The following is a 14,444-nucleotide window of genomic DNA, read 5'->3' as shown; positions in this document are numbered from 1 at the left end:
AACAAATCAATCAAATTAATGAGCAATTCTATACATTTAATCAGTCTCTTATTATTGGCTTCCGGCCTATCCATACACGCCCAGGAAAAGAGAGCCATGACATTCGATGAGATGGTCGGATGGGAACGCATATCCGAACAACGTATTTCCGATAACGGGAAATGGGTATTCTGCAAGATGGAACCCTGGCGGGGAGATGCGACCATCCTGCTATATAATGATAAAGGAGAAGAGAAAGGTTCTTTTAAACCTGCTGCAAAAGCACAATTCAGTTCCTCCTCCGAATATCTCTTGGTGACAAAAACGCCTCCCCTAAAAGAAGTGGAGGCTGAGAAGCTAAAGAAAACAGACAAGGATAAAATGCCGATGAACAGCCTCATCATTTCCCGCCTGTCCGGAGGGATGGAAACAATCGATTCGCTCAAATCTTATAAACTATCGGAAACAGCCGACTGGCTGGCTTACCAACGCGGAAGCAAAAAAGATTCCATGCTTTATATCCGGTCGCTCGACGGAATGCAACAAGACTCGTTCCCGGCAGTCAGCGATTTCGGATTTGCCCAAAAAGGGAATGTGTTATACGTCGTATCCGACTCTGTCCTTTATACCTACATTCCTCAGAAAGGAAATAACCGGATCTCCGATAAAAAAGGGGTATTCAAGAAGATTGCATTCAACGAAAACGGTAGCAAGCTCGCTTACCTGTTTTGTCCCCATAAAGATTCGGCCGCAACCCGGAGCAGCCTGTATCTGGCAGAAAATAATACCCCCGGCAAACTGATTGCAGAACGAGGGGATAAAGCATTCCCCGCTTCATGGATTATCAGTGAAAATGCGCCCTTATATTTTTCCGAAAACGCAAGCCGTCTTTTCTTCGGAACTGCTCCGGAGCCCAAACAGAAAGACACGACCCTTTTGGCTGAGAATCGCCCGGATGTACAGGTATGGAGCTGGGATGAAAAGGTACAATACACGCAACAGTCCTTTAACAAAGCGACCGATTTGAAACGATCTTATACAGCCATCTACAACCTCGGTTCCGGACGCCTTCTCCAATTGGCAACAGAAGAACTTCCGACTCTGCAAACAGCCGATGAGGGGAATGCCATATGGGCGCTTCTCTCCACCACAAGACCTTACGGCACACAAAGCATGTGGACCGCACGCCAGTTTCATGATATCTACATAATCAACCTGGAAACCGGGGAACGCCGGCAGATCAAGGAGAAAAGCCCTTCCTACATGCGTTTCTCCCCAAAAGGAAAATACACATACTGGTATCAGGATCAAGATAGTTCCTGGTATACCCGTTCGACGGCCGACGGCAAAGAATACCGCCTGACAACTCCGCAGACATTTGCCGCCTGGGACGAAGATAACGATGTCCCCGACTATCCTTCACCCTACGGAATAGCAGGTTGGACGGATGACGATCAATCTATCCTGATCAAGGACCGTTACGATATCTGGAAGTTTGATCCGATTGCTGCTTCTTCTCCGGTCAACCTGACCGTCAACGGGCGAAAAGAACAAATCACTTACTCGCTGATCCAACTGGATCGGGAGAAAAGAGCCTACAATACAAGCGAAGCACAATATCTCACCGGATTTAACGAAAGAACCAAAGGTTCCGGATATTATACTACCCGCCTCAACAAGCCGGTTGCCCCGAAAGCATTGCTTGCCGGTAATTTCAAACTGGCGGCCCTGGCCAAAGCAAAGGATGCCAATGCCGTAATCTACACGCAGGAAACATACGAACAATATCCGGATGTCCAATTATCCAACCTCAGTTTCAAAAAATCCATCCGTTTGACAGACGGCATCCGCCAGCAGGATTCCATCATTTGGGGGACAGCCGAACTGACTTCCTGGATCTCCCTGGATGGCCGGCCTCTGGAAGGTGTCATCTACAAACCGGCCGATTTCGACCCGAACAAGAAATATCCGGTAATCGTAAATTTCTACGAACGTAATGCCAATACATTATACAACTACCACATGCCCAGTCCCGGACGTTCAACGATCGACTATCCGTTCTACCTCAGCCACGGCTTTATCATTTTCAATCCTGATGTCCGCTTCACAGACGGCTATCCGGGTGAAAGTTGTTACAATTGCGTGATGCCGGGTATCACCTCACTGATCGCCAAAGGCTATGTAAATGAAAAGGCGATCGGTGCACAGGGACATAGCTGGGGAGGCTATCAGGTTGCCTACTTAGCTACCCGCACCCGGCTCTTTGCCGCAATCGAATCGGGTGCTCCGGTTGTTAATATGCTGAGTGCGTATGGCGGAATCCGTTGGGGCTCCGGCTTAAACCGTTCCATGCAATATGAACACGGGCAGAGTCGCATAGGGGGCAATATCTGGGAAATGCCGTTGCAATACATTGAAAACTCTCCCTTGTTCAATATGGATAAGGTGACCACTCCGATCCTGATCATGCACAACGATGCAGACGGGCATGTACCCTGGTATCAGGGAATCGAATACTTCATTGCCCTTAAACGCTTGCAAAAACCTGTGTGGTTGCTCAACTATACCGGCGAACCGCACTGGCCGATGCGCCTGGCAAACCGGATCGATTTCCAGAAACGCATGTTCCAGTTCTTCCACCACTACCTGCAAAATGCCCCCATGCCTAAATGGATGAATGAAGGTGTTCCGGCGGTAGATCAGGATTTCGAATTGGGATATTAAAACTCCATCCGAAACTCTGTCCGGACATTCGGTATGGATGAGACAGAAAGTTGGCCGCCATGCAATTGCATGATACGTTGGGAAATCGGCAGGCCGATACCGCTTCCGCCGGATTTGGTGGAAAAGAAAGGAGTAAAGATTGCAGACAACCGTTCGGGAGGAATCCCCGGACCGTTGTCTGTTATTATTATAAGGAGATGCCCGGTTGCCCCAGCACATGTATCGACCCTGACAATTCCATCCTCTTGTCCTTCTACTGCCTGCAATGCGTTCCGGATCAGATTAATCAATGCAAGAGTAAGCAGATTGGCATCGCCATATACTTGAAGTTCCTTGCCTGTCGACCTATCAGCTTTACCGTCGCAGTAAACGACCCGTTCACTTCTCGGTTCGGCTTGTAGCAACCGTTCCAGCTTAGTAAATAACGCCGGTACGGAAACTGTTTTATATTCCGGTTCCGGCAAATGTGTCAAACGATGGTACGAATCGAGAAAAGCAGTCAGATTCTTCACCTGGCTGTTGATAACTTCAAGTCCTTCGCGTTGCCGGGATATGGAAGTACGGTCCAGATGTTTTAACAGGTCTGCCGAAAGAGAAGCGATCGGAGTGACAGAGTTACGAATTTCATGTGTCATCACTCGGAGAATACTCTCATAATAAAGGCTTTTCTCTTCAATCTCAATATGTTTATCACCCAACTGCCGGAGGATATGATTCATATCGGCATATAAAGCATTCGTAAAGGGATCATCCGGATTAGCAGGGAAATGTTGCGTCGTATCCTCGTTTCGCATCGCCTCGAAGAAGACGGACAATTTATAATTCAAGCGGGTTGCCAACCGGATTATAAACAGAGTTATCAACAGGATAAACAGCAGACACACAAATGATAAGAAAAATGACAACCGTGTTATTAACAACCAGGAGCCAATCAAGGATAAAAGCACGATCAATACTGCACCCCCTACAATCTTAGCATATAACCTACGACTGTACATAAAACAAAGGTACATCAATTACAGTAAACCAGCAAAAAGGCAGAAAGGATACGAATTGCACGTTATTTTACGAATAAACAGTAATATGTTTGTTTTTAACAAATTAAATCGATTTATTTGTATCCGACTATCTAATGCAAACAAAATACAAACAATTAATCCGGAGATTATGAACAAGACAACGAGACTTTTAGGAAGTTTGCTTATTATCACAATAGCAACATCCTGCGGAACGGGAGACAAAAATCAATCCGCACAAACAGACGATCCTTTGGCCAACAGCCCGATAGTCGGTCAATATGTACAGGCAGGAACAGACAAAGTAATGTCGTGCGACCAAAAACTACTGGCCGATACTGTACGCATACCTCTCAGTTTCTTCACAGAAAAATTGGAAATAGTAAAACTGGATAGTCGGGACGAGGCATTGGTCGGACAAACCGGAGTGACAATTTCAGATAATTACATCTTGGTACATGGCCGCCGGCCAAACCCATTCAAACTATTCGACCGCAAGGGGAATTTCCTGACCAACATCGGTGCGATCGGACAAGGCCCCGGCGAATACCAAATGGTGTATGATGTCAAATTGGACGAGGCAAACAACCGCATCTATATCCTGCCTTGGAATGCATCGCAACTTTTAGTGTATGACTTGCAAGGAAACGTCTTAGACCCGATTCCTCTTTGCTTGCGTTGTCCGAAAGCAAAATTCAATGTCGATCTTACCGGAGGCAAGGTTTCGATAGTTCTGTTGCCTTTCAAAGGCTCTGCGGCCGTTGCCTGGACACAGGATTTGAAAGGAAACAGGCTCGGCTACATGGAACCGGGACATTTGGAAGCACCTCAGGACTTCAGTAATGAAGTAATATCAGGATTCAATATCCCCGGCACGTTCGATGTCAATATTTTATGTATAATGCCGACCCGCGTCGATTCGCTCTACCGATATGACGGAGACAACAGTCGTTTGATCCCGACATTCACACTCAACTTTGCCAATACAGATAAAATTCCCTGGCACGGATACGGAGAATGGCCACACCATTTCATTGGAGATTTCTCAGAACCGCCGGTTGAAGTCGCTCCCGGATCATGGACCAACGGAAAGACTTTTCATTACATCGTGGACAAAAAAACAGGAAAAGGTTCTTTCTTTAAACTCTATAACGACTATTTCGGCAATTTGGAAATCGACTATCCCAGTTATGCATTCTCAAATGGCTATTATATCCGGAATATCGAACCCGGTAACCTCATGACCGACATCGAGAACGCGTTGAAAAACAAGGATATCACCTCCGAAATGCGTAAAAAGCTGACCGATCTTCAAAACACGATCGAGGATAACGACAATAATTATGTCATGATCGCCAAGCTCAAAAAATAGCCTCCCACGAACAAACAACTACTCCTCATCCTGTTGCCGGCACTCCTGCTGACAACAGGATGTAAACAACAACAGGCATCCGGAACGGAAGGCACGATCATCAAGGTCGAAGCTCATCAACCGCTTCCGCCGAAAAACACGAAAGCCCTCTTTATCCGGACCTATAAAGAAGGCTATTACCTTTTCCCAATATACCGGCCGTCGCCTGGACACACAAGACTTCAATGGAGTGAGGATGTTTTTCTGTAGGAGATACAGTCTTTTTTGTTGAAACACGTGACTTATTTTGCTTCAAACAGGCAGAAAAAGTGCCGAAGATTCCCGTTTACAGGCTTTTTACACCCGGATGTGAACGGTCTTGACACCCGAGTGTGAATGATATCGAGACCCGGGTGTCAATGGGTTTATCTTATTATGTTATTGAAAATAAGTCATGTGAAGAAGAATCTTAAACAGGCGGTTAGTGATAGTATGATAGATGGAATAGGCATCCATCATACCTACTATCATTGCTTGTGTCTATTGATATTCAATTGATAAAAGGAAATTAGTGATAGTATGACAGTTGTTTTTCAAAATAATCCTATAAAGAGATAAAGCTGGCCGATGAAGGCTATGCAAAATTTATTTCAGGGAAATTTAAACAGGCTCATAATAAATCATTACATTCGCTACAAATACAGATTCAAGATGAAAAAGCACCTTTTTACCATAGGTATCCTATCCGTTTTACTGATAACGACCGGATGCAAGCAGACGGAAGAAAAAGCACGGCACATCCCGGCCGCCCCACAGATGGAAGCCCAGATAGACCGTTCCGAACCCGTAAAAATCGTAGATGTGGAACAAGCCTCCAGGAAACCCGCTCCGTTGAAGTTGAGCCAGATCGCCTCCGAGATCGAATACTATACCGTCGGAGATGCCCGGTTCACCGTCACCCAGGCAATCGAGCTACCGGATAGCAATGCCTTTATCACATTCAACAACCCGCGCATCTACTACCGGAAACAAGGTATTCCGAGCAAACGGTATGGCTTCAAGGCATTGGCTTATAAATGGAACAACGAGATGAACGGGCAGAACATGTTTTACGATAAGAAAACCACCCGCATGTATGTCGCCCTTAGCGGGAAGACTCAGGAAACGCGGAGAACCGGGACGGACAGCATCCCCTGCATCAGTGTCTTGCCGCCACTGGATACGATGCTGACGATCCAAAGTTACATCTTCCCCGAAAGCCCCATCGAGAAATATCCGCTCGGTCGACGCGACGACAAACTACTTGGTTTCTCCTCCACTGGTTATACCTTATGTAACCAAAGTGAGGCAACGGGAGAACCGGACGGAATCACGACGTTCAACCTCCAAGGCGATACGCTCTGCAAATTCAGGTTGAAAGAAGGGGAGTTGGCCCCGCGCACGATGACCGACAACATTCCGTTCTTCCAAACGTTTTACTGGAACACCGGACAAGACCGGATGACTTTCATGATGCCCTATTGCGACACCGTCTACCAATTACGCAATCCGCAAACCGTCGCCCCGCTCTACGCTATCCGTTACGGGGAGCAAGGGCTTAACCTGAAAGAGATGGCAGATGCTAAAATTCCCAAAGGCAAAATGTGGTTGAAAACTTTTTACGAGAACCCCAAAGGTTTGTTCATGGGCCTTTATCAAAAGGGGGGACGAATCATCGCAAACTGGCTCGGCTGGGAATATGACTACAAACCGAGCCTGACCCACCAGGCGGTCTACTTGAAAGAAGAAGGACGCACGGTCATGCTCCCGGCTGACAAAAACAGGGGCTTCATTAACGACCTAGACGACGGGATGCCTTTCTGGCCGGACGGACAAACGGACGATTGCCTGTACATGCTCCGTACCGTCACCGAGATGCGCGAACTGGTAAAGCGCACCGGCTCGCCCAAGCAAAAGAAGTTGGTCGAACTGCTGGATAACCCGAAAGTGCATGAACGGGATTATGTAATGATCGTTGTACGATAAGGGTGTCTATCCGGCTACAAACCGTACTTCCGTATCTTGTTATATAGCGTCTGCCGGCTGATATCCAACTGTTGGGCACAAAGTGTCAGGTTGCCGTTCTTCTCGCGCAGAACTTCACTGATAAACAGCTTCTCCATCTCCTCCAATGTCACCGGACGGGATGCGGAAGCTGTTTTTTCGATATGGAAATCGTCCGCCCCCAGCGAAGACGAGTCCGTCAACAAGACTGCCCGCTCGATTGTTTGTTGCAAAGCCGAAAGATCCCCTTGCCGGATCAGACCGGAGAGTTTATCCAATCCGCCGGAAGTGACAACCGGCAATTGTTTTCCATACGCCTGTGCGTATTTCTTTAATAGAGACCCGACCAAAAGGGAAACAACCTGCCCCTTCTCCTCCTCAGCCGATATCCGCCTCATCGAAGCCGCTTCTGTCCGCACCTTCCGCCTGCGCCGGAAAGCCCCTTGTAAAATCGCTACCAGCTTCTCGTTATCCCACGGTTTGACAACAAAGTCAGCCGCTCCCCTTTTCAAGGCGGAAACCGCCAGTTCAATATCTCCGAAGGCCGTGATCAAGACCACTTGCGGCGGATCGGGACGCCCCACAATCCGATCCAGCCAAAACAAGCCCTCGCTTCCATCCTGCCGTCCGGTCACAAAATTCATATCCAACAGAACAATATCGACATCGCCCTCACGCAACAAAGCCGGCAAAAGTGTCGGCACGGACACTCCTACTACCGTCTTGAACTCGCGTGCCAGAATCATTTTCAATGTTTTCAACACCGCTTCGTTATCATCCACAAGAATTATTTTCCCATCCAGCATAGTTTCATTTTTTCTGATTACAAAATTATATTTTCTATCAAGAAATCCGCAATCAAACGTAATTTGTTCCCCACAATGTTACATATATTCTCGACATTGTCGAAAACAAGTTACACCTAAACATTTCCCTTCACTCTATGACGGTCCCATTGTCCAATAATTAGACAAATTTTCGGTTTCCCGAAGAAAAAAGAACTATCCTTTGCGACATCCACAGAAAGGGGATAGCTTTGATCCGTATTAAAACAAAAGTCATGAAAGCCGTAGCACTCAAACTGGTCCTCCGTAGTTGGTGGCGCAATAAAACGTTTTCCATTATTTCGATTGTCAGCTTGGCAATCGGGATTGCCTGTACAAACCTGCTGGCAGCCTTCGTCATATATGAATTCAACATCGAGGCTGATAATCCGAACAAAGAAAAGATCGTCTATATGGCCCAGGATTCGCCGCTGAAGTCAGGAGAAAAGGTATCTTTTATTGTTGGAAAGATCCCGATTCAACTAAAAGAGCAATATTCGGAAGTGAAAGATTATCTGCGCTTCGGCTCAATCGATTGCAACTCCGTCACCATAGGGGATAAAAAATACGACCCAATCCTGATTACCATAACAGACACTACTTTTGCCCGCTTCTTTGAATATGAAGTACTGCACGGCAACCTGCATGACGCCCTTGCCTCCCCGGACAAAGCCGCGCTAAGCGAATCATGTGCCCGGAAACTGTTCGGAAAAACAAACCCGGTAGGAAAGATTGTCCAAATAGACCTGGCGGACGGAGGCATACGTTATGAGGACGAAACAACACCCCTTTCCCGCCCTTTCCAAATTGCTGCCGTATTGAAAGAACATTCTCAGTCCTACCTCAAATTCGACATGCTCACCGGTATCGGACAAGACTATTACGGTGGAGGAGTCGCCCTTTTGAAAGTCTCCCCCTCGTTCGACAAAGAACAATTCGCCCAAAAGATCAAAGCAGACGGAGTCCCTACCCTGCAACAGGAGAAAGGGCGATACTATTTCTATACCTTGCAAGAATCCTATTTCCAACACTATACGCAGGAATCGATTCCTTATATCGCCCGTTCCCAGCAATCGCTGTTACTCATCGGGCTGATATCAGCCTTACTGATCCTGCTGATCGCCTGCTCTAACTATATCAATCTCAGTTTCTCCCGGATCCTTCAACAGATACGGATCATACACACACAAAAGCTGATGGGAGCCACACAAGCAGAGATGAACTACCAATTGTTTCTGGATACATTCCTCACGGTCGGCATCGCCTTCCTGCTCTCGTTGCTGATCGCCCACGACCTGATCCCCGTTTTCAACCGGATCATGTCCGGAAGGATCACCACCGGATTTTTTCTGAACAGGCAGGTGCTACCCGTTATCTGCGGACTAATCCTAATCCTGTCCGTTATCCCAGCTTGCTACATGAGCCGGAAAATCGCCAACCTGACGGATAGCAACTACCGCATGTTCTTCACCGGAAACAAAAAAAGAAAGGTCGTCACCGCTCTCTCCGTCATGCAGTATATCATCTCCATCGGGCTGGTTATCGGAACACTCACCATCCATGCACAATTGAAACTGACACAAAAGAAAGGCGAATGCTACCGCAATCTAATCGAAATCGGAAGCTGGAAAGGAGGGAAACTGGATGTCAACACATTCGCAGCCGAACTGAAGAACAGACCGGAAATAGTCTCCGTCACACGTGCCGGAGGTTCCCTCCTCTTCGCCTGGCTCCAACAGATCATTGTTGAAAACAAAGATGGATCAGAATCCTACTATTCGTCGGTCCAATACATGGGCGAAGAAGATCTCCTGCAAACCCTGAACCTACAAATCCACCAAGGACTGGCTCCCCGGGAAGCCATGCAGAAATATGACCAACCAGTCTACATAAACCGGAGATATGCGGACATACTGATCCCGGCCGGCGAAAACCCTGTCGGCCAACTGGTCAGCCGGTATGACAAATCCTTCCAAAATGTTCTGGCCGGGGATCCAAAACAGGCATGTACAATCTGCGGGATTGTCAGCGACCTATATATCAATACGCTGGAAGAAGAAGCGATGCCTTCCTTGATCTATCTCAATAACGCCGGCAACCAACACTACCGGACACTCTATGTCAGACTGAATGAAAAACAGAAAAAGGAAGGGATGGAAACGTTACAAGCGGTATGGAAAAAGGTAAACCCTAATGAATACTTCACCTATATAGATGTATACGAAGTATTCATGCAACGCAACCGCAGGACGACCGATATGGCGAACTTATTGCTGATGTATTCCATCATCAGTATCCTCCTGACCTGCTTCGACCTGTTTGGAATGGCTTTGTACGCGACCAAACAGCGGACCAAAGAGATCGGCATCCGAAAGGTGAATGGAGCCAGCACACGAAGCATCATGTTACTGCTGATCCGACAGTTCGTCAAATGGATAGCAGTGGCATTCGTGATTGCAACACCTCTTGCCTGGGTACTGCTGAACCGTTGGCTGGAAAGTTTCGCCAACCGGATAAGCATTTCCCCACTCTATTTCCTAATGGGCGGAGACATCGTCCTGGCCATCACATTACTAACGGTAGGATGGCACAGTTACCGGGCAGCTTCGAGCAACCCGGTAAAAAGCCTAAAGAGTGAATAAAAAAAGGAAGAAAATCATCCGTTCACCTTCTTATAGTCGGCAAGGAAAGTTGCCAAGCCACTATCGGTAAGCGGATGTTTCAATAAGCCTTTGATAGCAGAAAGCGGACAGGTTGCCACATCGGCTCCGGCTTCCACGCACTGAATGATATGCTGTGTAGAACGGATGGAGGCTGCCAGCACCTGCGTCTCGTAATCGTAGTAATCGTACATCTCAACAATCTTACGCACCAGTTCGATTCCGTCACTCGCAATGTCGTCCAAACGGCCGACAAAAGGAGAAACATACGTCGCACCCGCTTTGGCCGCCAACAATGCCTGTCCCGGAGAAAAGACAAGCGTACAATTCGTACGGATGCCTTTACCTGAAAAATACTTGATTGCCTTGATTCCGGCTTCTATACAAGGGACCTTCACTACGATATGCGGATTTAGTCCGGCCAGTTCCTCACCTTCCTTGATCATGCCTTCGTAGTCTGTGGCAATCACTTCGGCACTCACATCCCCATCCACCATTTCGCAGATTTTGATGTAATGTCTACGCTGGTTTTCTACTCCCTTGATACCCTCTTTCGCCATCAGAGAAGGGTTGGTGGTAACACCGTCTAGTACACCCAATTCATTTGCTTCCCGGATCTGATCCAGATTAGCCGTGTCAATAAAGAATTTCATCGCCTATTTTTTTAAGTAACTATAAAATATAACAAGCGGAAGCACATAATAGTTTATACTATACCATTGATTTTCAAAACTCGAAGCGCACTCCTTTCTCTATCATGCTGCCCCCCCGGAGACGTACACATTCCAATCCGGATTGTCCCACAAATTAATCACCAAATTGACCGGGACACACACGCTCATCATGGCAGGTGCGTACAGTTCATATAATTCTTTACGAGCCAATGCTTCGCCACGCTTACATCCGTCGATTAACAGTTGTTCGTCCATAAATACTTGCTACTCTCTGATTACATGATGAAACAGATTTCCGGATAGTTGCACCGATCTTCATTATTTATACACAAATATCTAAATTTATTTTTATCTTCGCAGAAATTAAATGAGTTGTTGTATGAAGCGGGGAATTAGTTTAATCATATTGTTATTGTGCGCATTATGTTTGCAAGCACAATCTGATCTGACTTGGATCAGAACCAAAGAAGGACGAATGGTGGCAGTACCCAAACGGGCGGTTTTCGACTTGAACCTGCCCAAATTCACATACAAAAGTTTCACGCCATCGGACAGGCAACTGATCGAAGCCAAGTTGCGTGAATTCATTCCCGATCTTCCGGTCCAATCCGCATATGAACAGGAGCGCCCGATGGACATGATTATTTCATCTGCTGCCTACCAGCCTTTCTTCAATCCTTACACACCGATGTTAAGACGTGTTTCGCCGATGGCATTGGATTTCCATGAAGTATCGATCATCCCCGTCAGCGAACAAGTGGCCTTTATCACAAGCGGACAACAATACACATGGCCCGGCATCGGTGGTCTTACCCGGATCAACACGGAACTACTATGGACATACGACCGGTTCTCCCTGTCGGGAGGCGCTTTCGGCGGACGCTATTTCACCCCGTTCAATCCTTCCCCCCAATTCATGGGCGGGTTCAATGCGATGGCCAGCTATGACGTGACCGACTGGATGACAGTGAGAGGATGGGGACAATATACGTTTTACGATCACAACGAAAGAAACAACCCACATATGCTGATGAACCCGTTTTACAACCATACAAACGTAGGCGGAGCATTCGAATTCAAGGTGAACGACAGCGGCTTCAGGGTCGGCGTAGGGGTTAACTACGAATACAATCCGATCCGCGGAAAGATGGAACGCCAGTTCATGTTCTATCCGGCAGGCAAGATCGGAATGTTCCGGATCGGTAACTGAACATAAAGAAATAATAGACAAAATTATCGCAACACCCACTTTTAAATGTGTCAAAACAATAGAACCATGAAACTACATCATATACTCTATACCTTACTGCTCATATCGTTATTTCCCATAACAAGCAACGGGCAACCAGCAAGAAAAGAGAAACTACGGGTTATATCCTACAATATTTGGAACGGTTTCGAACATGATGCTTCCCGGCGAGCAAATTTTATCGACTGGATAAAAGGACAGCAACCGGACATTCTGGCCATAACCGAACTGGTTGGATTTACAGAAAAAAATTTAGGCCAACTAGCCTCCGAATACGGGCATAAGTATTATGCCATCGTGAAAGAAGAAGGATACCCGGTCGGCATAACTTCCAACAAACCGATCACGGTCGTAAAGAAACAAGTAGAAGATTTCTGGCACGGCATGCTGCACGTAAAAACGTATGGATTGGATATCATCGTCACCCATCTCAGCCCTCACGACTGGAAGTTCCGACTGAAAGAAGCGCAAATGCTGACAAAATACATACAGGACAATCAGTTGGACAACTGTATGGTCATGGGAGATTTCAACGCCTATTCGCCTTTCGACGCCGATTGGGTGGAAACACACGCCCAACTCATCAAAAACAAGCAGAAATGGGATGCCGAACAAGAAACATACCGGAATATGCGTGACGGACGGCTTGATTATTCAGTTCTGTCCCAATTCCTATCCATCGGGCTGACCGATATATGCCGTTTGTATGTCCCTGCCGATAAACGAACGACATTCCCGACCGCTTTCCTTTACCGATGGCAACATGGCGACACCCGTCTGCACGGGATAAGCGAACGGTTGGATTATATACTGGTTTCTCCATCCCTGGTTTCCCGGTGTGTCGACGCCCATATCCACAACGGAATAGAAACTGAAGGGATTTCGGACCATTATCCGGTCAGCGTAGACTTGATCATTCACTTGTAAATTCCCAGGACTCCATGCAGCTGCCGCCTAAAATACCGGTTCCGCCTTCTACATTCGAATAGATGCGGACCGGTTCGGCAAAGCCTATTTCCGCCAGATCGCCGACAAAGCCACTCTCATACAAATCATTCATGGTTTTCATATAGTTATAATAGGAGCGAGAAACGGAATACAGATAACAACGGTATATGTAGGGGGTATAATCGACACTCTGAGTATAGCTAAGACTTATTTTCCAAGGGATCTTAAACTGATAGCTTTTCCCATCGAACAACTCGTCCGAAAAAGCGAGTCCGTTATAACCACCCACACCATCATATCCGAAAATCTGATCTAAAGCCGAATTCTGAACAGCAAATACCGGTTCACTACCATAATCAGGCCTAAAAGAATACCAGGAATAAACGGTATCGTTTTCTCCTCCCCAAATATTTCCCTGACGGAAATAAATCAGATAATAATTGTCTTCGCCTGGTTCGTCGTGAAGAGTGAAGCACACGGTATTATTTTGAGCCAAATGTATATATGCATCATCAAACCATTCAGTAGTATCTCTTACACTCTCCTGTTGAAGCTCGAAACCCGAGACAGAACAGGGGCGAGGGACTTCCGTCACGGCCTCCACATCCTTAAAACCATTCCGAGAAGCCACAAGGCGTATCCGATCGCCCGTCACAGGTATATAAGATGAAGATTTGTAACGAACGGCATCGATATCAAGCTCTTCATACTTTACGGCCACTTCGGACAATGATTCCCGGAACACATCGTTCACATAAAGTTTTACATCCGCACCAGACACAAAAATATCTTTGACCTTATTATCCGCATAAAACCAGGTACGGGAAAGTTCTACCGATAGTGTATCACCTTGTACGGCCAGACAATTCAACACCAGTTTGGGTTCAGGACGCATATGTTCCAAATTTATCTCTTTCTCGCAACCGGACAAGACAAACAACAACAAAACCAATATACAAATATTATATCTCATCTT

At 46.7% G+C, this 14,444-nt stretch carries 11 protein-coding genes; 6 read left to right on the top strand and 5 right to left on the bottom strand.

Annotation, left to right across the window (positions count from 1 at the left end; translation table 11 throughout):
- Window positions 1-18: 18 nt before the first annotated feature.
- Window positions 19-2,703 carry a S9 family peptidase gene (locus tag NQ542_RS16375; protein ID WP_005637710.1) on the top strand — a complete coding sequence of 895 codons (2,685 nt, stop codon included), beginning with the start codon at window positions 19-21 and terminating at the stop codon, window positions 2,701-2,703.
- On the opposite strand, the gene NQ542_RS16370 is transcribed toward NQ542_RS16375, so the two are convergent.
- Window positions 2,700-3,701, bottom strand: a complete 1,002-nt coding sequence (locus NQ542_RS16370; protein ID WP_005637711.1) for a sensor histidine kinase — start codon at window positions 3,699-3,701, stop codon at window positions 2,700-2,702. The genes NQ542_RS16375 and NQ542_RS16370 overlap by 4 nt on opposite strands.
- Before the next feature lie 169 nt (window positions 3,702-3,870).
- Here NQ542_RS16370 and NQ542_RS16365 point away from each other — a divergent pair, with 169 nt between their 5' ends.
- Both NQ542_RS16365 and NQ542_RS16360 read left to right on the top strand, forming a co-directional pair.
- Window positions 3,871-5,091 carry a 6-bladed beta-propeller gene (locus NQ542_RS16365; RefSeq protein ID WP_172676529.1) on the top strand — a complete coding sequence of 407 codons (1,221 nt, stop codon included), beginning with the start codon at window positions 3,871-3,873 and terminating at the stop codon, window positions 5,089-5,091.
- 690 nt (window positions 5,092-5,781) lie between these two features.
- Complete coding sequence (locus NQ542_RS16360; RefSeq protein WP_036724370.1) at window positions 5,782-7,095, top strand: DUF4933 domain-containing protein; 1,314 nt, start codon at window positions 5,782-5,784, stop codon at window positions 7,093-7,095.
- Between the two features lie 14 nt (window positions 7,096-7,109).
- Here NQ542_RS16360 and NQ542_RS16355 read toward each other — a convergent pair whose 3' ends face one another.
- Window positions 7,110-7,919 carry a response regulator gene (locus NQ542_RS16355; protein WP_005637721.1) on the bottom strand — a complete coding sequence of 270 codons (810 nt, stop codon included), beginning with the start codon at window positions 7,917-7,919 and terminating at the stop codon, window positions 7,110-7,112.
- A 254-nt stretch (window positions 7,920-8,173) separates the two neighbouring features.
- On the opposite strand from NQ542_RS16355, the gene NQ542_RS16350 reads away from it, so the two are divergent.
- Window positions 8,174-10,579 (top strand): ABC transporter permease, encoded by a 2,406-nt coding sequence (locus NQ542_RS16350; protein ID WP_005637722.1) that lies wholly within the window; start codon window positions 8,174-8,176, stop codon window positions 10,577-10,579.
- Between the two features lie 14 nt (window positions 10,580-10,593).
- On the opposite strand, the gene fsa is transcribed toward NQ542_RS16350, so the two are convergent.
- Window positions 10,594-11,250 carry a fructose-6-phosphate aldolase gene (gene fsa, locus NQ542_RS16345; protein WP_005637724.1) on the bottom strand — a complete coding sequence of 219 codons (657 nt, stop codon included), beginning with the start codon at window positions 11,248-11,250 and terminating at the stop codon, window positions 10,594-10,596.
- Window positions 11,251-11,352: 102 nt separating this feature from the next.
- Window positions 11,353-11,526: a hypothetical protein gene (locus tag NQ542_RS16340; protein WP_005637727.1), complete on the bottom strand. Its 174-nt coding sequence runs from the start codon at window positions 11,524-11,526 to the stop codon at window positions 11,353-11,355.
- A gap of 124 nt (window positions 11,527-11,650) precedes the next feature.
- Here NQ542_RS16340 and NQ542_RS16335 point away from each other — a divergent pair, with 124 nt between their 5' ends.
- Together NQ542_RS16335 and NQ542_RS16330 are read left to right on the top strand one after the other, a co-directional pair.
- Window positions 11,651-12,481: a hypothetical protein gene (locus NQ542_RS16335; RefSeq protein WP_005637729.1), complete on the top strand. Its 831-nt coding sequence runs from the start codon at window positions 11,651-11,653 to the stop codon at window positions 12,479-12,481.
- Window positions 12,482-12,547: 66 nt separating this feature from the next.
- Window positions 12,548-13,447 carry an endonuclease/exonuclease/phosphatase family protein gene (locus tag NQ542_RS16330; protein ID WP_005637730.1) on the top strand — a complete coding sequence of 300 codons (900 nt, stop codon included), beginning with the start codon at window positions 12,548-12,550 and terminating at the stop codon, window positions 13,445-13,447.
- Here the strand turns inward: NQ542_RS16330 and NQ542_RS16325 are convergent.
- Window positions 13,434-14,441, bottom strand: coding sequence for a DUF4249 domain-containing protein (locus NQ542_RS16325; RefSeq protein WP_005637732.1), 1,008 nt, complete (start codon window positions 14,439-14,441; stop codon window positions 13,434-13,436). The genes NQ542_RS16330 and NQ542_RS16325 overlap by 14 nt on opposite strands.
- Window positions 14,442-14,444: the final 3 nt, after the last annotated feature.

The sequence above is a fragment of the Parabacteroides merdae ATCC 43184 genome (assembly GCF_025151215.1).
GTDB classification, from domain to species: Bacteria; Bacteroidota; Bacteroidia; order Bacteroidales; family Tannerellaceae; genus Parabacteroides; species Parabacteroides merdae.
Note: the sequence above shows the minus strand (reverse complement) of the source record. Positions and strands in the feature narration are given on the sequence as shown.